The organism is Aminobacter ciceronei (assembly GCF_014138625.1).
GTDB lineage: Bacteria > Pseudomonadota > Alphaproteobacteria > Rhizobiales > Rhizobiaceae > Aminobacter > Aminobacter ciceronei.
Genome location: NZ_JACJHY010000002.1, coordinates 192,459 through 213,366, shown reverse-complemented (window position 1 = coordinate 213,366; position 20,908 = coordinate 192,459). Strand labels below are relative to the sequence as shown.

The window sequence follows — 20,908 nt, the reverse complement described above, 5'->3', positions numbered from 1 at the left end:
TCAGCGCCTCATTTCGAACAGCCGGAACATCTCTCCGTTGACGCCGAGAGCCGCAGGACTGGACAGTTCGAAGCCCATCCACTGCAGCCAGCGCTTGGAAACCTCGTTCCGGTCATCAACGACGTTCCTCAGCACTGCATACCGCTGCAATAGTTGTTCCCTCCAATCGAGCGACTGGCGAAGGAACACGCGGAAATGCCGCTCGACAGCATCGGTGCCGAGCAGCCACGGCGCGCCGGTCAATGTCAGGACGTTCAGATCGCCGACGCCGAACATCACTTCAGGGTTGCCGTCTACCAGCGTGGTCCACGCGCGTGACGATTTCTGCAGTGACCTTTCAAGGGCCTCTGTTGGAGAGAAGCCCGAAGCCGCCAGCACTTCCAGCCGGTCGGCAGGGCGCATCCGTTCCGCGATGGTCGCGATATGCGATGCATCTGCCGGAACAAATTCGACATCAGGCCCCCAGCGTGACATCAGGCATCACCGCAAGGATCGTCATCGGCAGCGGATCGAACTGCTTCACGACCACGTTGCCGCCGTCGCGCCAGGTCGGCATCGGCGTTATCGCAAGATCCCCGGTATACGCCTGAATTGCCTCGTTCCAGGCTTCCGTTTCGCGCTGCTTGTATTCGATCATCTTGCCGCTATCGCGGGTGTAGTCGTCGGTGCCAAGCCAGATGCCGCGCGTTCGCTCAACGCGCATCGTCACATTCGAGACGGATTTCTTGCGGCCTTGCACCGTGCCCAAGCCGCGAACCTCACCAAGATCGAGATCGAGCGTCTTCAGCATCGCCTCATACGGGAGGCCGACATGAACCTTTTGCGCCGCATTCTGGAGCGTGATCGAGCCGCCTGCGACGGTCAGGTTACGGACGACATTGCCATCCGCCAGTGCCACGACCTGCTTGCCCTCCAGATGCCCAAGACCTGAGATCGTCGTCGTCGCTGCGCCGCTGTAGGTCAGGCCGCTATCGACGAAAAATGCATCCTCGACGTTCGTGAACGACCGCGAGTGCAGCCGCTCGATGTACCGCTTGGTGACGCCGCCGATCGTGCGCTTAATCAGGAAGTAAGGAACATCCTCCATCCCCTCGCCAATCACTGCTACGTCTTCGAAAACCCCGTCCGTTTCGTGGCGCGTCCACGCCCAGACATCGTGCTCTTTCATGTAGGTCAGCGATCGGAGCGAACCGTCATCCATCACGACCCAGACGATCGAATACGGAGCCTGAGCATATCCCCAAGCCTTGATCTCGCGATCCTCGAACAGGTGGCGGGAGAGGATCGTCAGGTCTTTGCCGGTGAAGCTGTCTTCGGTGAACTCGTAGGAGAAATCGCGCACCACGCCGCCGCGTTCTTGGGCGAACAACACCGTGTTGCCGACCACCACGGGCTGCACCTTGGACGCGCCGCGGTAGCCCTGTGATTTGATCACGATCGCATCAGGCGCAATGAAATCAGCCTGGCCGCCCGTCACCGTCCATTCGGCGCCCGAGGTCAGGACCATCATGCCGCGCAGGGCCAGCAGAGAGCGGACCTCATTCACTTGCCGCGAGCGAATACGGAACTCCAGCGCGTCACTGGCCTTGCGAGGGTTCGCGTAGCCGAAATTCTCATAGTTCGCCGACTGAGACATCCAGATCGCTTGGGGGTCGTTTAGCGTGCCGCCGAGCGCAAAACGCTGTTCAACAAACGTCGAGCAGCGCGGGTAATTTCCGGCGCCGACGAATGGATTGTTCGCGGATTGCGGCGCATCAGCCGTATCGGCCACGATATTCTCATCGGTGAAGCTCGTCGTTTCGGTCTTCCCGATGTACCCGTAAACGCCGTTGCTCTCTTTATATACGACGTAGTAGGCCGCGCCCGCGACAGCGCTCCACGTGATCGTATTCTTGTTGCCCTTGTAAGTGAGATCATTCGTCAGCGTGACAGCCGCAGATGGAAGGCTTTCCTCGCCTGTGCTGCCAGAGATAGCGGCAACCTTGTACCGCATATTAGATCCCCAAAGCGTCTCGAAAGCCAAGCCTGTTGGCGCAGAAGGAGCGCCGGGGTCAGCCCCGCCAGGAGGTGACGGAGAAACGCCGTTGATGCCGAACTGGCCGATGATCGCTTCAGTTCCTGTCACTTCCACAAGCAGGCCGACATCGGCCGTGGCCGAGCGGTACAAGCGATATGAAACTGCACCGACGACCGGGTTCCATGAAAATCTATAGGTGCGCCCGTCTTCCTTGCCCCACTGCAAGGTTCGCGTGATGGAGGACGAAACCGCGCTCTGTTCGCCGCCAGCGCCGACCGCAGTCACGACAAAGCTTGCCGAGCCGCTATCCCCGTTTTTGCGCTGGAAATACTCAGAGCCGGCAACGCCCGTGGGCACAGTCATCGTCGGCGTGAACGTCGGCGTCGTCAGCGACCAGTTGTCGTCAGCCAGGCGCGAGAGCTTGCGAGGCGCATACAGTACGTGCGTGATATACATCACGTCCGCCTCTTGCGTCAGAACCAGATCGTCAACGTCGTCCTGAGTGTAGGGCGTCACAGCTTCATACGCGCTCGGCCCCGACAGCACCAACCCGCCGTTGCGGTAAACGCGCATGGAGAGGTGGCCGAACTCCAGCACGTAGGATTGCTCGGTGTTGAACTGAAATGAGATCAGCCGCGTTTTCTTGGTGCTGTCCTTGACCTCGCCAATGAACTCAAAGCCAGCCCGGTTTGACGCGCCACCATGGGCGTGAATGAACAAGTTGAGCGCGGACTTCAGCCCGGATCCGTATTTCGCCAGATCGACGCGAGCCCACAGCGCTGGCGACAGCTCGCCGCCCGTGAACGCCGGCTGGTATGCGCGCAGGTCAGCCATCAGGAACGCGCTTCCATCATCTCAGCCGGATAATCCGAAGTCTCTCGGACCTCGTTCGCGTCAGCCGCGGCGGCCTCGCTCTGCATCCTGGTCGCAAGCTGGAATGCGTCGGCGCGGATCTTCGGGTCGCGGGTGAGTGGCATGGCAAGGCGAACGGCCAGGTGCCAAGCAAGCGCCTCGACAAATAGCGGCGGGAATTTCGTCACGTCGTCGACGCGGCAGGTGTAGTCGAGGAACGCGGGCGACAGATCGCAGAACAGCGTTGTGCCCTCGATGTCGTAGGCATAGCCGCCAGCGACGGCACCGTCGCCGTAGTCCAGATAGTCACCTTGCCCCTCGTCAGTGACCCGGCGAACCTTGAGGCAGTCGGTCGGGCGCTTGTAGGCGTAGGCCCAGCGCCTATCCTTGGTGTTCGTGACTTCGGCGAGCGAGCTAGTCTTGCGAGCAAACCGCCACGGGAACGCCTGCAGCAGCGTGTCGCGCGAATGCTCATAGAACTGCTTGCAGAGCTTGGCCTCGGTGCTGGCCTCGTCCAGGTCTTGGATGTTGTCCTTGGCGAGGTTCGACAGGGCGAGATTGCAGATCGAGACGACGGAGGTCATCAGTCGTCACCGTACAGGATAGAGGCAGTGTCCTTGCCCTCGGGCGCCGCCTCAAACGCCGCCTCGACGATTTCCAGGTCGACGCTGCCGCCGCCGCTGATGCTGTCGCTTTTCGAGCGCACGCGCACCTTGGCAATCATCTGCAGTTCGTCGCCCGCCTGCGATCGGCTCAGGCCGGCCGCGCTCATCTGCTCCTTGTCGAGGTAGATGGACGGATAGTATTTCTCGCTCGACGGCTTGTCGGAGACGACGGACGGCTCGCTGTATTTCCTGCCGAGATCCTGCATCTTCATGGAGATCAGTCCTCCATGCGGTAGAGCGACAGATAAATCCCGGTAGGCGGGCCACTGGAGATCACGCCCTTTACGGTGCAGCCCCACGGCAGATAGACCACGGCGCTACCAGCTGCGGTCAGGCTCGCGCTCGGAACATCGACATACGTCACGCCGTCAGGGCCAAGCATCTGGACCTTGACTGTCGCGCCGCTGAACGTGCCGGTTGCAACCATGAGATAACGCCCGCCAAAGGCTACAGCTTTCGCAGAGCCTGACGCGGCGACGTTGACGAGCAGATCGATTTGGGAAGCGGGCATCCGTGATCCTCACATGGAAGGAGAACAGGGCGGCCGAAGCCGCCCCGCTGGTCAGTCCTCGACGGCCTCGATCGGCGTGTCGTCCGAGAACGGCGCCGGCTCGTCGATGGCGGGATCAGGATCGCCAGCAGCGGCGAGGATCGCGTCGGCTTCCTTCGCCGTCTTGATGTCGTCGCGGCCGGTCAGTTCCTTCGCGAGGGCGATACGTTCGGCGGCGGTCGGCTTGCCGGCCGGCAGCGATCCGCCCTTCTTGCCGTCGTCGTCATGGTCGAGCGGATCGGCGGAGCCGGTCTTTTCCATCCACGACTTGCTGAAGTCTTCGGGCTGAGCGAGGGAGAATTTTGCCCCCTCCTCGCGGATCATGCCGCCGTAGTAGCCCCGCTGGGTTGCGCGGACCTTCATGGCTTAGACCCCGTTCGTCTGGACGGACCCGACGATGCCCGCCGTGATCTTGCCAGCCGTGAACGCACCAGCGCCGCCAACCGTGAAATACAGCTGGGCGTACTGGAGATTGATGCCCTGGGGCAGCAGCGTCCACGGAACCTGAAAGCCGGCGACGAGCTCGGCCTCGGTGAACGTGCCGATCGTGATCGTCTTGTCGGGCGTGAACGTGTCAGTGCTGTCGAGCTGAATATCGATCTTCAGCGTGCCGTCTTCCGCAGCCGTGTCGAAAGTCTCGACGACCTGGATCAGCAGCGGGATCTTCAGCGACTTGGCGACATCGCGCGACAGATCGGCCGCGGCGCCATAGACGCGGCCAACAGCGTTGAAGTTGATCGCGTTCGTCGACTTCGCCGAGACGGTGACCGCCTGGGCGTCGGAGAACTGGAGGGTTTTGTCGAAGATCATTTTGATTGCCTTCCTCAGCAAATCAGGGTTCCCGGTGCGACCATCGCACCGGGCATTGCGCAAATCACATCACTCAGATCAAACGACCTGAGCTTCAGTGTTCAGGATGGCGTCCGTTTCGCGGATCGGGATGCCGCGATACGTCAGCACTTCCTGCCCTTCCAGTTCGCGGCGCTGCAGCTGGAGCGCTGCGTTTGCCGCAGTGCCGTTGCCGGTCGACAGGCCGTCGAGAGCGGCAAGGGTGTCTCGGTTGCAATAGATCGCGATGCGGCTGGTCTTGCCGTCCATGCGGCGAGACTGGAGCTTCCAGTATGCGAGACGCATCCACTTGTAGAGATCGACCGAGCCGGCAGCGACATCGGCCGCCTTCAGGTTGGCGATGCGCGCGTTGTAGCGCCAGTCCTTGACGGCAACACCCATGTGCCAGGTGAACACCTCCTCCTTGACGTAGAAGGCATTGTTCTGGTCGTCGAGAACGCGCTGTTCGCCCTTGTCCTCACGCTGCACGCCTGCCTTGCTGCCCTCTGGGAAAAGGAGGTGCGTGGCATGGTCGCCCCACGTGACGAACCAGATCGAAGTCTTATCGGCACCAGCGCCGCCACCTGCGTCGACGATCTGGTTCCCAGCGCCGCCGCCGCCGATCACGCCGTAGCGCGCCGCCAGACCCTTGAACTTCTCCGGGGTGGTCGCCGTGTCATGGTAGAACAGGCCGGTTGCCATCTCCTGGTTCATCGCCTCAAGGTGCGAATTCGCCTCGCCAAGCCGAAGCTGGGCTGGGTTCTTCGACATCTTCAGTACGCGCGTGTCGACACCCGAACGGGCTTCAAGGAAACCAGTGGTGTCTTCGACAGCCTGCAGCGAGGACTTGGACTGAGGGATGCCCTTGTAGAGCGCGCCCCATGCCGGGGTCGGAAGGCCGGTGCGGATCGCGTGCTTGTGCGAGGAGCCGTTGTTGCACTCCATGGCAACAGCGTCGTCGAGGATCGGGTTCTGATGCTTCAGAACTTCGATCACTTCGCCGATGGCCGGGTCGTTCTGCTTGTGAACGTCGATCAGGTTGATGTAGGTGGACGACAGAGTTGCCATCGTTATTTGCCCTTCGGTTTGTCATCGGGATAGAGGATCGAGGCGGTGTCAGCCGCGACCTTTTTCCCAGGGGTTTCGCTGATGGCCGGGTTGTCTTCACCGATCACGGCACCGACCTTCGCCATGAAACGGATCATTTCGGGATGGTTGCCTGCCCCCGAAGCGTTCAGGTATTCTTTGAGTGCATCGTTACCGAACCGGCCAACGACGCCGCTGGCGGTCTTCACCGTGCCGTCCCAGTTGGCGCCGCCGATCTCTGGGTCCTTCTTGGCCTCGTCGACCCAGTCGGAAACCGTCTTGGCCCAGCCCTCGCCCTGCGCCTTCATGCGAGCCTGCTGCTTGGCGATGAACTTGTCGGTCAGGGCCTGGGCCTGCTTGCCAGTCAGACCAGCCGCCTTGAACTCGGGCGACAGCTCGTCGAGCAATTCCTGATCGACCTCGACGCCTTCGGGCATCTTGAGGACGTATTTGCCATCCTCAGGCACCTTGTCAGCGGGATCGTCGGCGGCGGGCTTGGTCTTGTCGTGCTCAGCCTTGGCGGCGGCGTTCTCCTCGTCCGTCTTCGCCGGATCGGGAGCGTATTCCTTCCACTCGGTGGGCGCATCGCCGGCAGGCTTTTCGGTGCCGGGCTCAACCGTAGGCTCGACCTTGGGGTCATCGGGATACAGAACCGAGCCGGCATCGGCAGGCGGCGTGACGACGACGGCAGGCGGATCGCCCGCGCCGGTTCCATCTTCCGCGCCGTAAACCGGCTTATTCTTCATCCAATTCAGAAACATGCACCGTTCCCTTGTCTTCCGCCTTTTTCTGCGCCCTCTCCAAGATCAGGCGCGGGTACTCGGTCAGGTCCACCAAATCCATCTGAGCGATCAGCCACAAACCGATGTTCTGCTCGCCTAGCCTCAGGTCAGTCGTCGCTCTGTCGCCCGTGAATGCAGTGCGATAAACGCCGCATCGCTCCAGAACCCGCAACATAACTCGCCTGCCATGCGGTAATCGCAACACTGCTTCCAAATCACTGATGACCTGGTCGCGCTGCAATCCTTGGTCCTTAGATAGTTGTTCGGTCAAATTGGCCTGGTCGCTCAATGCAGCACCACCTCGACCTCGTCGTCCGGTATGGTGATCGTCCACCACCCATGTGCGTCATCCCCGGCGACGAAAACGACAGCGTCGTCGTAGTCGCATTCCTCGCCTTCATCGTCGAAATAGGTCGTGATCGGAGATGTGACGCCATCCGAAAACAGTACGTACCGCTCGCTGTGGTTCACGATCTCAACTGTCGGGACCGGCTTCGGCGGAAACATCACCCTATCCCCAGTTGCTGCAGCACGGAGCCACCGCCGCCCGTGTCGACCTCGCTCAGCAGGCGCGCAGCATCGGCGCCCTGCTTGACAGCCGGCGCCATAGCAGCAGCATTCGCGGCGTTCTCAGCCTGGGCCTTGCGCTGGGCGCGGGCTTCGCGCTTCTTCGCGACCTCCTCGTCAGGAACGATGACGGACGGAGGCGAGCCGAGCATATCGCCGTAAATGTCGACACCCTCGTCCATATCGATCTTGTCGAGGACTTCGGGGTTGACGGCGGCCAGGTTGCCGGCAAACGAGAACAGGCGCTCGATCGAGCCGGTCGAAACCGCCTTCTGCGCCTGGGCGAGCATCGAGATATACTCAATCTTGAGATCCTGCCCCTGTAATTCAGGTGGCGCAGGCGGGAACAGGCGGCGCGCCTCCATGATGTCGTAGGTGCGGTCGATCGTCGGCGCCAACTGGCCGCCGTAGATGTTTTCGAGGACCGGCCCGAGCGCGAGCAGTTTTTCTTCCTTGCGCTCTGCGATCTCGAACTGGTTGCGCGGCTGGATGCCTTCCATCTGCGACAGCATCAGGAACAGGTCTGCATAGTACGCGCGCTCGATACGCTGGCTCGTCGTCTGGATCTTGTTTTCCAGTTCCGCCAGCGACAGGTTGACCTCGATCGCCGCGGTATAGCCGCGCCCGGTAGGGTCATCGACATAGGTCACCGAGCCAGGCATGAGCGATGCCGGGTTGTTCTTCAGTGACATCGGCCCTTTCATGGGCGGGCGCACCTTCTTCTCGATCGCCTCGCCAGACCGCAGCTGCATCGTCTGCAGCATCTTCACATCGGGCAGCGCATCCATGCCAGGTGATGTCGCGTAGTGATCTTCGGCGACGAGCTCCCACGGCGGCGAGATGATCGGATTGCTATCGAAGCCGCTTTCTTCAAGCATTCCGCTGCCATAGATCGGCCGCGCGCCGTCCTCCCAATAATTGGAAGTCCACGGCTTGTTGCGCTTATCGATCTTGGTGACATCTCGATCGTGGCGCGGCTCGACCGCGTGATTGATCGTGAACCGTTCGTCGTAATCGCCCTTGTCGTAGCAGCGCTTGACCGTGTTGCTGACCTTGTCCAGGCCGAACCGTTTGACGATGCGCTCGACCGACCACGAGAATTGACGATAGAGCGTCGATGCCCTGCCCGCATCATCACGCGCTATCCAGAACGATCCGTGCAGCAGCTGGATCATGCGGATAACCTTGTCGGCATCCTCGACCAGCAGGCCGCAGGACTGGCCGAACAGTCCGAGATCCCCGTATCCCCAATGGAACGAATTGTAGATGTTCGACGACTGGAACACCTCTCGCATCCGGGTTTCGACGGAGCTCAGGTAAGTCTTAACCGGGGCAAAATCGCGCATCTCCGGGTCATAGGTGGTGAGCCGGAACCAAGGGCGAGCAGGCGACGTGATGCCCGAATGCATGCCGCTGGCGAGCGTGCGCAGGCCGAACGTGCCGGTGCTGTCGACGATCTTCTTGCGCGACGGTCGGCCTTCGCTGTGGTTCAGCGTCAAGCGCAGGCGCGACGGTGCGTTGAACTCGGCAAGCTCGCTCCAATGCGCCTCCCACGGGTTGCGCATCTCCTTCAGAGACTGGAGACGGCGGTCATGGTACTGGCGCTTGGTTTCCACGAACGATGACCTCAGGCGCCGAGCAGCGTCTTTTTCTGGGTCGGTGCAGCCGACGTGACGCCAGAGCCCGAGGTGAGCAGCGTCCCGGTTGCAGCGCGTGCGCGATCCCTGACGCGGCTCGACACGTCGCCGGCCACCTGGGAGCGGTCGGGCTGACGCATGGCCGCATACTCAGGCGGCAGCTGCGGCTTGTCAGGGGCCTTAGGCGTATCGAACATGCACATGAGGAGCATCCTACGGTGACGATCCCGCGATGCTTACTCGCCGATGGTTGATTGGCTGAACGGGTGGTGTTAATCCTGACAGCGCAAAGTCGCCACGCTCTCCCGAACTGTCGCCGGATGGTTGGCGTGCTGCCCGATCGGGCAGATAGGGAGAGCGGGCGCACTCTCACCCGAACGGGTTGTAATCCTCGTCCATCAGCGGGGCGCCAACAGCGGCGGCGCGCTGTGACCGATCCTTCTTCACCACAGGCTGCGCAAACGTCAGCGCGAGCGCATCTCCCTTGTTCGGCGATGGTAGGCCGCGTTCCTTCATGTCTTCCTTGCTCTCCATCTGGATCTTGCCGTCGATCCTCGGGACAGTCTCAGGTCCGATCAGATCCTGATACAGGTCCTCGTCCTTCGGGTCGATCGCGCCGCCTTCCTTGAGCCAGTCCTTGATGCCCTGCCCCCACATCTGAGCTCGCTTGTTTAGGAAGCCTGGGTCGCTCGATCCGCCGCCAAACCACACGAGCTGCCACGACCGGCCCATCGTCCGACCCGCCGACACGATGCCTGTCCCATACCCGCCATCGACGAAAACAGCATCGGCCTGGTGCTCGTCCTCAAGGCGCGCGATGATATTCGCGACGTGGACGTCGTTGTCGTTCTTGGGGATCGTCAGCAAGTGCTTGGAGTAGAGCCCCTGCCTTAGATAGATTTCCAGATTGTCATCACCTGTCCATGCTGGGTCTACGCCCAAGATGACGGGGGCAAAGTTGTATTGCTCTGGCCGAAGATGGCGCGTCCTTGCCGCTTCGATATCCTCGCCGTTCAGCATCTGTCGGGCACTGGTCGACGGGAATTGACCGCGAACGCGGATCTTTACCTTGTCGCTGTCCTCGCCGTTATCGTCGACAAGCTTCTGCAGATACGCCTTGTTCGTGCCCGGGACGGTGCGGCTGTCGATCTGTCGCTTGACCCAGCGGTGGCGAAACCGCCTGAAGCACTCACGAAATCGGCCTGAGTTGCGCGTCGGGTTGCCGAACACGATCCAAATGATGATCGTGTTTTCGTCAGTCAGCGCGCCTTCTGCGACCTCCCAGACCTTATCATGGATCTTCGACGCCTCATCAAACAGCAGAACAATGATCTTGTCTTTGTTGTGCAGGCCGGCAAATGCCTCGGTGTTGTGTTCTGACCACGGTATGAAATCCTGCCGCCAGTCGTTCGCGTGCTTTTTGTCGCGGCTCTTAATCGACGTCGACTGAACATCGAACCAATGCGACGTGATCGACATGCGAAACCACTTGCCGATCTCCGGCGCCGTCTTGGTGCGCAGCTGTCCATCGGTGTTGGCGGTCGTGACGATCTTGCAATCGTCGAAGCAGGACATTGCCCAGTTCGAGATCATGCCCATCTCGGCAGATTTGCCGATACCGTGGCCGGACGCGACCGCAATCTGAAGCGGCTGGTATCGTTTCGTCGGGTCACTCAGATGGTCGCGGATGACGCCGTTGATATCAGACTGCCATTCACGCGGCCCGTCATAATCCTTGAGGTCCCCCTGGCCCCAATCGAACGCAAACCGCGCCCACCCATCGGGATCGTACTGGTATCGGCCGACCGCATCGAGGATGTCGTCGTCTGGCGTGCGCTCAGCCTTAGCCATTCGTCGCACGCTTCTTGGCGCGAGCAACGCGCTCAGCTAGGTTGTCAATCACATTAACTTCCAACTTGTCGTTGTAGAGCGAGTGGTGACGCGCGAGCATATCGAGAGCGCGCAGCCTATCGGCTCGCTTGATCTTGGCAACGTGCTCGACAACGCCCTCACCCTTATTGACCGTGACCACCTCCAGGCCGGCAACAGCCGCAGCCGTCTCGTCGTCCCAGTCTTGCGGCCGGGTAAGCGCGCCGTCTGCGTTGAACATTTTGCGGATGTCGCCGAATGCGATTTCAGCGATTGCATTCAGGACGCGCTCGCCCGTTATCTCGGCTTTCTGAAGGCGCTTGCCTGTGGCCGCGTCGATGTGTGCGCGTACCTCTGGTTTGCTGAGGTTTTCGCTACCGATCTTTTCGGCCGTCTTCTTCGAATATCCCGCCCTGATAGCCGCCTGTGTCGCGTTCAAATCGATCAGGTATTCCGCGACAAATCGCTCCTGCTTTGGAGTGAGTTTTTTCTCCCTGATATTTCCGGCCATTCGCCTGTCTCGCTGCGTTGTAATTTCCGCATCAGATAGCGCGCGGATGGTTGAGCGGGTGAATTGCAGGACGGGCGAGGTTTGTATTTGGTGTTTTCAAAAAGAGGTCAAAAACTCGTATTTGATGAGGGTTAGCGCTGTTAATACTGCTGTACTCCTCAAACCATAGAGTTTTTGATGTCTCTATTAAAACCTATCTTCCATTCTATTTCGAATAGATAAGATATTGATTTATAAGGGGAATATTGGATTTCTTGGTCTGCAATGAGGTTTTGATTTGGCTTGAAATGGTCGATTGTTCAGTACGCTGTGAACAGGCTACGGAAATCGTTCACACCATGATCGTTGATTTATACTGCGGCAAAGAAAGAGATTTGATTTCCAGTTTCGAACTGGTGTATGTTGCCATATACGCAACATATTGAGGAAATCGCACATGCTGATAGCGGAGCGAATAGCCTACGAAAACGCGGTCGAGGATTGCATTCGGGCCGTCAGCCGCGCGACCGATGGGAATGAGGCTGACGTCCTGGTCGACGTGTTCAGGGCGCTACGCTCCGTCATGCCGGAGAAATCGGTTCGGGTACTCCAGCCGGTTCAGGTGAACTATCTGGAGCAATTGCAGCGCTTGGCGCAGCGCGCCTGGTTCGACAAGCACGGCCATGGATCAGGGTTGTCAGGCGTGACCGCTGACGCCGTTGCGGGCATTGAGACGCCGATAGGCATGTTCCGCGCTGTGATCTGGCGCAGGCCATGGGCCGGCAAGCGAGGTGACCGCCTGTGCTGGTCGACCGAGTATTATTTGAACGACGAGGCGATCGTTCTCGACGAGATACGCGCGGCAGGGCTGGCGAAAGGCGTCAGGCAGCGCCGCGCCGAGGCTGGGGTATTGCCGCGTAGGAAGAAAAAGGAGCAGGCGAGATGAAAATCGCGAGGGTGATAGATTATGAGACGACCGGAACGCCCGAAGATGCCGGCGCCGAGATCATCGAGTTCGGCCGGATCGATGTCGACCTGGTTACACGCGAGATAGGCAACGGCTGGCGATCATTCGCTCGACCACGCGGTCCTATCCCGGCCGTGACAAAGGCCGTCCACCACATCACCGAGGACGAGGTCGTGAATGCGCCCGATGCGCGCGAGCTCTGGGATGCATTCTATGACGGATGCGCCGAGACTGACGTTCTCGTGGCGCATAACGCGAAATTCGAGATGCATTTCCATGCCGGCGACGGTCGACCATGGATCGATACTTACAAGGTGGCGCGCGTCGTATGGCCCGATGCGCCGACGCATTCGAACCAGGGGCTGAGGTACTGGCTCGACCTGGCCGTAGACCCCGCCGAGGCTACGCCGCCACACCGCGCTTTGCCCGACGCCTACGTGACAGCGCACCTATTCGTGCGGCTGCTCGCCGAGAAGACGCCCGACGAGATGATCCTGATATCGAAGTACCCGGCACTCCTGAAAGTGATGAATTTCGGGAAGCACCGCGGCACGACGTTCGAGGCGGCGCCCATCGATTACCTCGAATGGATACGCGACAAGTCCGAGATGGACGAGGATACAAAATTCTCGGCGCGGTACTGGCTGAAGAAGCGAACCTAAAATGTTGCGATATGTGTTGCGATTAGTGTTGACATGCGCCACATGCGTTGCGATAGTCGCAACATAAGAGCACCGGGAAATCAGCGATGAACGCCCACGTAACCGTCACCGAAAACGCACTGCAGCCGGGCACCGGACGCATGATCTGCGCTGTCGCCCACGTTGGCGGCGACATGCGCGCGACGGTCCTGTTCGACGGCGAATACTACGTGGTCGGCAAGCATCTCCTTGCAGACTTGCAGCGCGGACTGACCCCGGCCGAGCTCGAAATCGATCCCGAAATTATCGATGAGGACATGCTGTGATGAACAGAATGGACGCCTATCGCGCGCACCTGTACGCCGACGAGATCAGCAAGTCGCTGCTCATGGCATATGCGCTTAACGGACATGCGGATCCGCTCACGGTCGCGCACCACGTCGCTACGGCCGAGGCGAAACTCGACAAGCTCGCGGCTGCGCTTGGCTATCGTGTTGAGAAAATCACATCACCCGTTAAGGAGGCTGCGTAATGATCCGCCGCTTGATCAACGATCTCAAGCCGTTCGAGCGCGTCGGCGTGGCATTGCTGCTCGCCGCCCTCGTGATCGGCCAGATGGGAGCCTGAAGATGCTCGCCCGTCTCGACCCGAACGAACTCCGTACCGAGGCCGCCAAGCTATGGCGGCAATCCGAGGCGCTGGCAACTGCCGGCCAGATGAACCTGGCACGCGAATACGCTGATGCGTCCGCGTGCCTCTACGACAACGCCGCGGAGATTGAGGCCGCCCGCCCCTTGTTCGCACAAGCGAGGCAGCAGCCATGAGCACGAACACCAATCACGTCGTACAGTGGGACGAAGCCGACCTAGTCGAACTGCATCGCATGGTGCCCGACCTAGACGCCGTTCTGACCCACAACCCCATCCATCAGGTCTATTTCCGCGCTGGCTTGCTGGCGTGCCGCGAGTACATGGCTCGCTTCGTCGAACAGGGCGGCGATGCAACGACCGCTGGCTCTATCCGCGCCAACTGGTGGCCCGACCTCGGCGCCGACCCAGGAGCGCCCCGGCAGCTAGCTTTTGACGAGCTTGTGTCCGAGCGAGAGGGCGGCGGCTTTGATAGCAAAGACATTAGCCCCAGCGTCGAGGCTTTGGCCCGCGCATGGGCATTCTTGGCTCGCTCCCCAGCCAGGAGCGCTTAGCTATGGCTGGAACAAAGCATACGGCGGAGACTGTGAACCTAGCACCGGTCAAGCATTGGTCTATGGCAACCGCCATTGAGCAAGTCGAGAAGTGCGCTTTCGAGTGCGAAGGTGGCCCACTCGCGAATAACGATGCATGGCGCTGGCTGGTTGGCGCGGCAAAAATTGGCCCCGAGTTTTGGCCCGGCCAAGGCGTCTTTTTCGAGATCACGGCAGAGGCTAGTGGCAAGACGCTGAAGCAGTGGGTCCATTTCTACATCGTCGGTTGTCACATGGATAGCGACACAGACCGCCGCTATTGGACCTATGATCTTAGCTACGACCCGCCAGCGCCATGGCATTACGGCACAGTCCATGTCCAGCGCATCAGAGGCGATAGGCTTCGGCTCGAAAAGCCTGGCAGCCTGACGGAGGGCTCCTCCCATGCATGAACTCGACAAGACGGGACTGGAAGCGGCCCTGCGCAAGCTTGTGAATGAGGTTGCCGGTTTGGGCATGTTCGGCCCCGAGATCAAAGCCATCATCGGAAACACTAATTGGGAGGTGCTGGCTATGCGCGTTCAGGAAGCGCGTGCAGTCCTCGCCGAAGTTGAGGAGAACCGCCCATGACCACGATCCCCGGTTACGACGCATGGAAATTGGCTTCGCCCGAAGACAGCGACACGCTCTGCCCGTTCTGTGGCGCCTATTCACGCCGCAGTTGCGAGATTGAGGAAGAGAGCGGCGGTGTTTGCCCTTGGGAGGAAAGCCAGCCCGAGCCCGATCCTGACTATCTCCGCGACCTTCGGGAGGACCGCTGATGAGTGCGCTCGACAAGACGGGACTGGAGCCCTGCCCGTTCTGCGGTGGCAAAGACCTGGTGTCCGAAGGCGATGACAAGATTGTCGGATACCGCTGCCGCACATGCGAGGCCACCGGCCCCAACCACTACAACAGCCGGTTCGATTGGAACCGTCGGGCCTCCACCACTTCAGCAGGAGTGACGGAGGAGCAGGTAGACCACGCCCTCGACGCGGCTGACTATTGCCGGAACACGATCACTCGCAAATGGATGCGCGCCGCCCTCGAAGCCGCTTTCGTCTCTCGGGTAGCTCCAGTCAGCCAGAAAGAGGCGGTGCCGGTCAACGATGAATTGTGGGCGCTCTGCTATCTGCATGACTGGGGCCCACCAAGGGAAGGGCAAGAGCACCGCTGGGAGCCCGGCAAAAACATCTTCCCTGCGGTCCATGCCTTCTACACCTCGTGGCAGGACGCAGAGGCCATCCGCAAGGACATGACCAACCCGGCAAAATACTGGGTGGTTCGCGCTCGGACTGAGGACGCGCGGATGAACAAAGTTCGCGCATCATCCCCCTCCCCAGCACCTGCCGTAGAGCCGGTGGGGATCAAGGCGCTGGAGTGGAACGAGAACCGAACCGCAAAGAGCATCGGCGGTAGCTACCATATCGCGACCGGAAGTTTCCTGATGTGGGTGCCAGCAGCGATGCACGACTTCGGCTTTTACGCCGACGACGAGGCCGCTATCCGAGCCGCAAACAGGAACCACGAACGGTCCATCCGCTCTGCGCTCCATCCTTCTCCTACGCCAGTCTCCGACGAGACCTGTGCGACGTGTCAGGGTAACGGTGAGATCGTCACCGATTGGGAAACCTACTTGCACGGCGACGATGACGAGCATGCCACCGCCGAATGCCCCGATTGCAACGGCGAGGGCAAGATTTCTCCTACGCCAGTCTCAGCGCCTGTGGGGGTGGTGGAGGAGCTGCACGAACTAGTCGAATTGGTAGCCGACCAGTGCTTGGGCCCATCCACACTTGATGATCCCGATGATGAAACAGTCGGCTGGGACGGCGATGGCAAGCCATTGGCGATGACATTCGGCCATATCCGCCGTGCCCGCAAGGCTGTCGCTTCCCTCCGCTCCCCGGCTGTGGAGGGCAAGTAGCATGGCGAACCAGCTCATGATCGAAAGTCTGCTTGCTCTGCATAGCTCAGCGGTCATCTCAGACTGCACAGACTACCGCTACCGACTGGATCGGGAGGTCCAGGAACGTGGGCTGGTGTTCGCCTTCTTCGGCGTCAACGGCTCGACTGCTGGCCCCGTCGAGGAAGACCAGACAACGAAGAAGTGGCGAGGCTTCACTCTTCGGAACGGTGGGTGTCGATACATCGCCGCCAATCCGTTCGGATACCGCGCAAAGGATGTCAGACGGCTTGCCGAGGTTGACGACCCGGTCGGCCCTGAGAACGCCCGTTATCTTCGCGAGATAATAGCCGAGGCTGATATCCTAGTCCCCTGCTGGGGAAGCCGCGACAAGATACCGGAGCGCCTGCGGCATCATCTTGATGATCTACGCGAGCTGTTGTTCGCCAGCGGCAAGCCAATCAAGGTCTTCGGTTTCACATCGTCTGGCGATCCGAAGCACCCATTGATGCTTGGCTATGACACGCCTCTTGTCGATTGGCCCGCCGCGATCGCCCCTAGTGCCAGCGCGCAAGGGGGAACGCAGCCATGAGTGAGCTTGTGGAGCGGCTACGCGATATCTACGCCAACGATGACCATGCCAGGGGCTGCGAGGGGCGTACCTACAGTTGCTCGTGCGGCTTTGACGACCGGACATTCCAGACTGCTGAGGAAGCCGCATCCGAGCTTTCGCGCCTCCAACAGGCTCTTGCAGCAGCAGAGGCACGGATTGCGGCTGTGTATGTCTCGCTGACCAATTGTCCGCACGACATGGGCTACGATCTGGAATGTGGCCCTATCGGCTGCCGTCTGGATTTGACCGCCGAAGGTGGTTGTGTTTGCTCGGGGATTGGGCCGGCTCTCGCCCCCTCAACCGACCCTGCTTCCCTCCCCGCCCTTCTAGCAGAGACGCGGGGGCGCCCGTAATGGCGAAGTTTCAGCGCAAGCCGCCACGCACGGCATCGGCGATCATCCGCGACATGATGGAGATCATCGACCAAGATCCTCGATCAATGGAGACGATCGGCAAGGTCGTCGGCATCCACCCGAACAACCTCTCGTACTGGCGATCAGGCATGAGATCGCCGACGCTTATAAATTTCGAGAATGCCGCCCAGGCCATTGGCTATAAGCTGACGCTCGTGCGCATTAACGATGTTGACAGCGGTTTATAACTGCCTGTAGTGTTGCGATTAAAGCAACGATAGCAACGGAGATCACACCATGGATTTCGTAACTGTAGAAGGCCGCTCGCTTCGGGATGCGTTGAAATGCATCACGCCCATCGTGGAACGCCGGAATACCATCCCGATCCTGGGAACTCTTCTTTTGGAGTTCAACGGAAACGCTCTGATCATCACAGGCACCGATCTCGATATGGAGATGCGCGTCGACATCGACGTTATCGACGGCGACGGCGCTTGGAAGGCTTGCCTTTCGGCCGACACCCTTTCGAACATCGCCAGGTTAAGCGGCGCCTCCCCGGTTCGGATATCTGTTGAGGGCGACAAAGCAAAGCTCTCCGTTGGAGATGGCGACGCGTCGTATGAAATTCCCACGATGCCCGTTTCGGATTTCCCACTGATCGAGGCGACGGCCGACACCGTGCTCGACAGGTTCGGAAACGGCTCGATCTCTGATCTCCTGAGTAAGGTCGCGTGGTGCATCTCGACAGAAGAAACGCGCTACTACCTTAACGGCGTGTGTTGGCAGAGCCGCGAGGACGGGCACGTATTTGTTGCCACAGACGGGCATCGCCTATCAGTTTGCCGGTACGATCAAGATGCCGTCCCTGGCATCAACATGATCATCCCCCGGAAGGCCGTCACGCACGTCGTGTCTCATTTCCGCGGCAGAGATGTTGAGATTTTCTCAACATCGAAGCCCCTGGCTATAGACATCGTTTCGCCCGGCCGCCGCCTCCGGACCAAGCTGATCGACGGCACTTTCCCCGACTGGACCCGCGTTGTCCCGAAGTCCGAGGCACTGCAATACAAGTTCGAGATCACGCCGGCAGAGATCGATCTCGCTGTCCAACGCGCCCAGGTCTTCGGCGAGGCGAATAGGGCGGTCGAGATCAAACCGAAAGACGGCAAACTCGCAGTTGCCAGAAGGTCGCCAGACTGTGGAACGGCCGAGATCCAGACTTCAGCAACGTGGCCCGAGGGGGCGACGAGCTTCGGCTTCAATGCGAAATATCTGCGCGAGGTGCTAGCGACGGTAGCCGGCCCCACCGAACTGCTTATGCAAGATGCCAGCGCGCCGTTCATGGTCGCCGACATGGATAAGACCATGACACGCGTCATCATGCCGATGAGGGTTTAGAATTGACCCCTTTCGCATCAGTCGCCCTGTTCAAGCGCGCCGGCAAGCTGACGTTCAAGCCGCCGCGCAAGGAACGCTCGGACACCGCCACCCAGGCGCGCAAGTCGGCTATCCGCTTCTGGCGCGGCAACATCGGCGGCGACGACGTTCTAACACGCGTCATCGTGGTCCGCGAGTTCGGCGGCGTGCTGGAGATCAGCGAGCGCGGCGGCGCAGTAGGCGCCGAGCGGCCTTGGACGGAATACAGCCTCGATCTGGCTACTGCATCCCAAGCGCCGCACCTCGCCGCGTGCATGAAGGAAATCGGCATTGATGCCGTCGACATTCCGCCGCCAGTGCCCGACGTGCTGGTGATCAATGGGTTCACGTACAGGAGGGAGATTTGAGCACGATCCCCAAGGATATCGCCGCCAAAGCCGACGCGGTTTATGATGCACTCGGGCGCGGAAGTCTGGCCGACACCGGAGCGATCGCCCGCGCCATCTTTGCCGAGCGCGAGCGTTGCGCAATGGTCGCTGACGGCATCGCCGAGCGTGAGCGCGGCGAGCGCGCCTCTACCGCAGAGCACATCGCGCAGAGCATCCGAGGCCAGAAATGAACACCGCCTTCATCCTCATGGCCCAGTACGAGCGAGCCGTTATCCCGCTCGAAACCGTCTGCAAGGACTACTTCCAGCACCTGACGCCGACGACGTTCATGCGCAAGTCGCTGGCCGGCGAGATCAAACTTCCCGTAATCAGGATCGACGAGGGGCAGAAGGCCGCGCGGGGCATTATGCTCAGCGACCTTGCAAAATGGATCGACGATCGCCACGCTGAGGCCGTCGAGGAAATCAGGAAGATACACGGATGAAAGCCACTGAAGCAATGGACCGCATCAATTTCCGCAGGCGGCGAGCTGACGTGCTCGTGGCAGCGATTATGGATAAAGTCGGGCATCTCGTCGATGACAAGCGGGAGTTTTGCGGCTTACTCAGAGAACTCTTGGCTGATGCCGGCATCGAAGTTCTGAGCGACTTTAACCGCATGGAGCTTGGCTTACCGCCTCGCGGCGAGGATGGTTGGACGGCTCAGGAGATCGTGGCGATGGAACGGCTGCGGCTTGAGATCATGCTGCGGCCGATAACAATGACGATCCCGAGCGCCGACCTCCTTAAATCCGAGTAGTACACCAGTGTTACAAGACGCCCGCAACACCATGCGCTTCATGCACTTCCGTCCCATCATACATGGGCAGTGCGGCGATGAAGTCGCTCATTGCAACATTTCAGGCTAGAGCGCGGGAATTGGCAAGGTCTGAAAGGATCATTCCTTCGGCGGCTCAGCAGGCACAGGTGCTGTGCCCAGCCCATTGACGTTGCGCGCCCTGACGCGCGGCACGAACGCCCTGCCCGGCTCGGGCGCGCGGCGCAGCGCCGGGTGGCACACCGGTTCCTTGGCGCGGAAGGCATAGGCTTTGACCAGCGCGAGATAGTTCGGATAGGCATAGCCCTTGTTCATCCGGAGCCACTCTTCGCGGCGCGCGCGGAACAGTTCCGGCAGCTTGTACCAGGCGACGGTCGGGCTCTTGTGGTGCACGAAATGCAGGTTGTTGTTGAGGAACAGGATCGAAAGCGGCGAGCGTTCGACGATGACGGTGCGCCCTTCCGGATGCTCCGACCATTGATGCTCGGCAAAGGTGCGGATCGAGATCAACGAATGGCCGAGCCAGACCGGCACCAGAACATAGAGCCAGAGCGGCAGGCCGAAGCCGAACTGGATGACCGGCAGGACGATGACCAGCCCCGCCGCGTGCAGCAGCCAGGCAGTGCGGACTGCCTTGTCGCCGCCGGCGATCGCCTTGGCGTCGTCGATGACAAAGCCGATGCAGGACAGCAACGGCCCGAGCACGAAACGACCGGCCATGGTGTTGTTGATCCTGAGCACCAGCTTCATCGCCTCAGGCAGGTCGTCATGCTGCCAAAGTGAGCGGTAGTAGCTCTCGGGATCGTCGAACGGGTCGGTCAGCTTCTCGTCGGCGTGGTGGCGCAGGTGAATGGTTTTGAAACGACGGTAGGGCCAAAGCAGACCGATGGGCAGAGAAACCAGCGCTTCGTTGATGCGCGCGTTGCGGGTTGGGTGGCCGTGCAGCACCTCATGCACCAGCGACGATTGCAACGCCACCGTCAGCACCATCAGCACCAGCGCAGCAACCGGATAGCTGGGCCACACCAGCAGTCCCACCAAAAGCCAGGCACCGTAGCAGGCGGCGATCAGAAACACCGTCGGCCATTCGACCCTGGTGGTCGTGCCGCGTTTGTTTCCCCTGTTAGCCATGCTGCTGCCTGCTGTCCTTGGATGCCTGGAACTCGATGATTCCTGACATAATGCTGTCAGTAGCCTTGCGTTTCTGCAACGAGACAATGCGCACAGATTGTTTACATTGCGCTGCTTAAGCCGCAAGTGTTACACTTAGTAAACAAGCTGGAA

General features: G+C 60.3%; 33 protein-coding genes. 17 read left to right on the top strand and 16 right to left on the bottom strand.

Annotation, left to right across the window (positions count from 1 at the left end):
- The 15 genes from HNQ95_RS03190 to HNQ95_RS03120 form a co-directional block, all read right to left on the bottom strand.
- The gene (locus HNQ95_RS03190) at window positions 1-474 is read right to left on the bottom strand and encodes a hypothetical protein (RefSeq protein WP_182573419.1); all 474 of its coding nucleotides are present in this window, start codon (window positions 472-474) and stop codon (window positions 1-3) included.
- The gene (locus tag HNQ95_RS03185) at window positions 455-2,851 is read right to left on the bottom strand and encodes a phage tail protein (RefSeq protein WP_182573420.1); all 2,397 of its coding nucleotides are present in this window, start codon (window positions 2,849-2,851) and stop codon (window positions 455-457) included. Before HNQ95_RS03185 ends, HNQ95_RS03190 begins: the two co-directional genes overlap by 20 nt.
- On the bottom strand, window positions 2,851-3,453 hold the full coding sequence (locus HNQ95_RS03180; RefSeq protein ID WP_182573421.1) for a phage connector family protein: 603 nt from the start codon (window positions 3,451-3,453) through the stop codon (window positions 2,851-2,853). Before HNQ95_RS03180 ends, HNQ95_RS03185 begins: the two co-directional genes overlap by 1 nt.
- Window positions 3,453-3,746 (bottom strand): hypothetical protein, encoded by a 294-nt coding sequence (locus HNQ95_RS03175; protein WP_182573422.1) that lies wholly within the window; start codon window positions 3,744-3,746, stop codon window positions 3,453-3,455. Before HNQ95_RS03175 ends, HNQ95_RS03180 begins: the two co-directional genes overlap by 1 nt.
- 5 nt (window positions 3,747-3,751) lie before the next feature.
- Window positions 3,752-4,045: a hypothetical protein gene (locus HNQ95_RS03170; protein ID WP_182573423.1), complete on the bottom strand. Its 294-nt coding sequence runs from the start codon at window positions 4,043-4,045 to the stop codon at window positions 3,752-3,754.
- A 51-nt stretch (window positions 4,046-4,096) separates the two neighbouring features.
- On the bottom strand, window positions 4,097-4,447 hold the full coding sequence (locus HNQ95_RS03165; protein ID WP_182573424.1) for a hypothetical protein: 351 nt from the start codon (window positions 4,445-4,447) through the stop codon (window positions 4,097-4,099).
- Between the two features lie 3 nt (window positions 4,448-4,450).
- Window positions 4,451-4,894: a Bbp16 family capsid cement protein gene (locus HNQ95_RS03160; protein ID WP_182573425.1), complete on the bottom strand. Its 444-nt coding sequence runs from the start codon at window positions 4,892-4,894 to the stop codon at window positions 4,451-4,453.
- Window positions 4,895-4,972: 78 nt separating this feature from the next.
- Window positions 4,973-5,980, bottom strand: a complete 1,008-nt coding sequence (locus tag HNQ95_RS03155) for a major capsid protein (RefSeq protein ID WP_182573426.1) — start codon at window positions 5,978-5,980, stop codon at window positions 4,973-4,975.
- Window positions 5,981-5,982: 2 nt separating this feature from the next.
- A complete protein-coding gene (locus HNQ95_RS03150) occupies window positions 5,983-6,744 on the bottom strand; it encodes a hypothetical protein (protein ID WP_210289140.1) in 762 nt (253 codons plus the stop codon).
- A complete protein-coding gene (locus tag HNQ95_RS03145; protein WP_182573428.1) occupies window positions 6,734-7,069 on the bottom strand; it encodes a Bbp19 family protein in 336 nt (111 codons plus the stop codon). Before HNQ95_RS03145 ends, HNQ95_RS03150 begins: the two co-directional genes overlap by 11 nt.
- Window positions 7,066-7,287 carry a hypothetical protein gene (locus tag HNQ95_RS03140; RefSeq protein ID WP_182573429.1) on the bottom strand — a complete coding sequence of 74 codons (222 nt, stop codon included), beginning with the start codon at window positions 7,285-7,287 and terminating at the stop codon, window positions 7,066-7,068. The genes HNQ95_RS03145 and HNQ95_RS03140 overlap by 4 nt, the downstream gene beginning before the upstream one ends.
- Complete coding sequence (locus tag HNQ95_RS03135; protein ID WP_312870907.1) at window positions 7,287-8,963, bottom strand: portal protein; 1,677 nt, start codon at window positions 8,961-8,963, stop codon at window positions 7,287-7,289. Before HNQ95_RS03135 ends, HNQ95_RS03140 begins: the two co-directional genes overlap by 1 nt.
- An 11-nt stretch (window positions 8,964-8,974) precedes the next feature.
- A complete protein-coding gene (locus HNQ95_RS03130) occupies window positions 8,975-9,187 on the bottom strand; it encodes a hypothetical protein (RefSeq protein WP_182573430.1) in 213 nt (70 codons plus the stop codon).
- A gap of 166 nt (window positions 9,188-9,353) precedes the next feature.
- Complete coding sequence (locus HNQ95_RS03125; protein ID WP_182573431.1) at window positions 9,354-10,835, bottom strand: terminase; 1,482 nt, start codon at window positions 10,833-10,835, stop codon at window positions 9,354-9,356.
- Window positions 10,828-11,364 carry a terminase small subunit gene (locus HNQ95_RS03120; RefSeq protein ID WP_182573432.1) on the bottom strand — a complete coding sequence of 179 codons (537 nt, stop codon included), beginning with the start codon at window positions 11,362-11,364 and terminating at the stop codon, window positions 10,828-10,830. Before HNQ95_RS03120 ends, HNQ95_RS03125 begins: the two co-directional genes overlap by 8 nt.
- Before the next feature lie 436 nt (window positions 11,365-11,800).
- Here HNQ95_RS03120 and HNQ95_RS03115 point away from each other — a divergent pair, with 436 nt between their 5' ends.
- From HNQ95_RS03115 to HNQ95_RS03035, 17 genes are all read left to right on the top strand, one after another.
- A complete protein-coding gene (locus HNQ95_RS03115; RefSeq protein ID WP_182573433.1) occupies window positions 11,801-12,289 on the top strand; it encodes a hypothetical protein in 489 nt (162 codons plus the stop codon).
- Entirely contained in the window at window positions 12,286-12,972 is a 687-nt protein-coding gene (locus HNQ95_RS03110) for an exonuclease domain-containing protein (RefSeq protein ID WP_182573434.1), read from the top strand. Before HNQ95_RS03115 ends, HNQ95_RS03110 begins: the two co-directional genes overlap by 4 nt.
- 86 nt (window positions 12,973-13,058) lie before the next feature.
- The gene (locus HNQ95_RS03105; protein ID WP_182573435.1) at window positions 13,059-13,277 is read left to right on the top strand and encodes a hypothetical protein; all 219 of its coding nucleotides are present in this window, start codon (window positions 13,059-13,061) and stop codon (window positions 13,275-13,277) included.
- Window positions 13,277-13,483, top strand: coding sequence for a hypothetical protein (locus HNQ95_RS03100; protein WP_182573436.1), 207 nt, complete (start codon window positions 13,277-13,279; stop codon window positions 13,481-13,483). Before HNQ95_RS03105 ends, HNQ95_RS03100 begins: the two co-directional genes overlap by 1 nt.
- A 97-nt stretch (window positions 13,484-13,580) precedes the next feature.
- Window positions 13,581-13,775: a hypothetical protein gene (locus HNQ95_RS03095; RefSeq protein WP_182573437.1), complete on the top strand. Its 195-nt coding sequence runs from the start codon at window positions 13,581-13,583 to the stop codon at window positions 13,773-13,775.
- The gene (locus HNQ95_RS03090; protein ID WP_182573438.1) at window positions 13,772-14,152 is read left to right on the top strand and encodes a hypothetical protein; all 381 of its coding nucleotides are present in this window, start codon (window positions 13,772-13,774) and stop codon (window positions 14,150-14,152) included. Before HNQ95_RS03095 ends, HNQ95_RS03090 begins: the two co-directional genes overlap by 4 nt.
- Window positions 14,153-14,154: 2 nt before the next feature.
- Window positions 14,155-14,583, top strand: a complete 429-nt coding sequence (locus tag HNQ95_RS03085) for a hypothetical protein (protein WP_182573439.1) — start codon at window positions 14,155-14,157, stop codon at window positions 14,581-14,583.
- Window positions 14,576-14,761, top strand: coding sequence for a hypothetical protein (locus tag HNQ95_RS03080; protein WP_182573440.1), 186 nt, complete (start codon window positions 14,576-14,578; stop codon window positions 14,759-14,761). Before HNQ95_RS03085 ends, HNQ95_RS03080 begins: the two co-directional genes overlap by 8 nt.
- A complete protein-coding gene (locus HNQ95_RS03075; protein WP_182573441.1) occupies window positions 14,758-14,952 on the top strand; it encodes a hypothetical protein in 195 nt (64 codons plus the stop codon). The genes HNQ95_RS03080 and HNQ95_RS03075 overlap by 4 nt, the downstream gene beginning before the upstream one ends.
- Window positions 14,952-16,097: a hypothetical protein gene (locus HNQ95_RS03070; RefSeq protein ID WP_182573442.1), complete on the top strand. Its 1,146-nt coding sequence runs from the start codon at window positions 14,952-14,954 to the stop codon at window positions 16,095-16,097. Before HNQ95_RS03075 ends, HNQ95_RS03070 begins: the two co-directional genes overlap by 1 nt.
- A 1-nt stretch (window position 16,098) precedes the next feature.
- Window positions 16,099-16,668, top strand: coding sequence for a DUF1643 domain-containing protein (locus tag HNQ95_RS03065; RefSeq protein ID WP_246340543.1), 570 nt, complete (start codon window positions 16,099-16,101; stop codon window positions 16,666-16,668).
- Between the two features lie 373 nt (window positions 16,669-17,041).
- Window positions 17,042-17,290 (top strand): hypothetical protein, encoded by a 249-nt coding sequence (locus HNQ95_RS03060; protein ID WP_182573443.1) that lies wholly within the window; start codon window positions 17,042-17,044, stop codon window positions 17,288-17,290.
- 49 nt (window positions 17,291-17,339) lie between these two features.
- Window positions 17,340-18,440 carry a DNA polymerase III subunit beta gene (gene dnaN / locus HNQ95_RS03055; RefSeq protein WP_182573444.1) on the top strand — a complete coding sequence of 367 codons (1,101 nt, stop codon included), beginning with the start codon at window positions 17,340-17,342 and terminating at the stop codon, window positions 18,438-18,440.
- A gap of 2 nt (window positions 18,441-18,442) precedes the next feature.
- Window positions 18,443-18,826 carry a hypothetical protein gene (locus HNQ95_RS03050; protein ID WP_182573445.1) on the top strand — a complete coding sequence of 128 codons (384 nt, stop codon included), beginning with the start codon at window positions 18,443-18,445 and terminating at the stop codon, window positions 18,824-18,826.
- Complete coding sequence (locus HNQ95_RS03045; RefSeq protein ID WP_182573446.1) at window positions 18,823-19,038, top strand: hypothetical protein; 216 nt, start codon at window positions 18,823-18,825, stop codon at window positions 19,036-19,038. Before HNQ95_RS03050 ends, HNQ95_RS03045 begins: the two co-directional genes overlap by 4 nt.
- Entirely contained in the window at window positions 19,035-19,292 is a 258-nt protein-coding gene (locus tag HNQ95_RS03040; protein WP_182573447.1) for a pyocin activator PrtN family protein, read from the top strand. The genes HNQ95_RS03045 and HNQ95_RS03040 overlap by 4 nt, the downstream gene beginning before the upstream one ends.
- Entirely contained in the window at window positions 19,289-19,606 is a 318-nt protein-coding gene (locus HNQ95_RS03035; RefSeq protein WP_182573448.1) for a hypothetical protein, read from the top strand. Before HNQ95_RS03040 ends, HNQ95_RS03035 begins: the two co-directional genes overlap by 4 nt.
- 138 nt (window positions 19,607-19,744) lie before the next feature.
- On the opposite strand, the gene HNQ95_RS03030 is transcribed toward HNQ95_RS03035, so the two are convergent.
- Window positions 19,745-20,755 (bottom strand): fatty acid desaturase, encoded by a 1,011-nt coding sequence (locus HNQ95_RS03030; protein ID WP_067961000.1) that lies wholly within the window; start codon window positions 20,753-20,755, stop codon window positions 19,745-19,747.
- Between the last annotated feature and the right edge of the window lie 153 nt (window positions 20,756-20,908).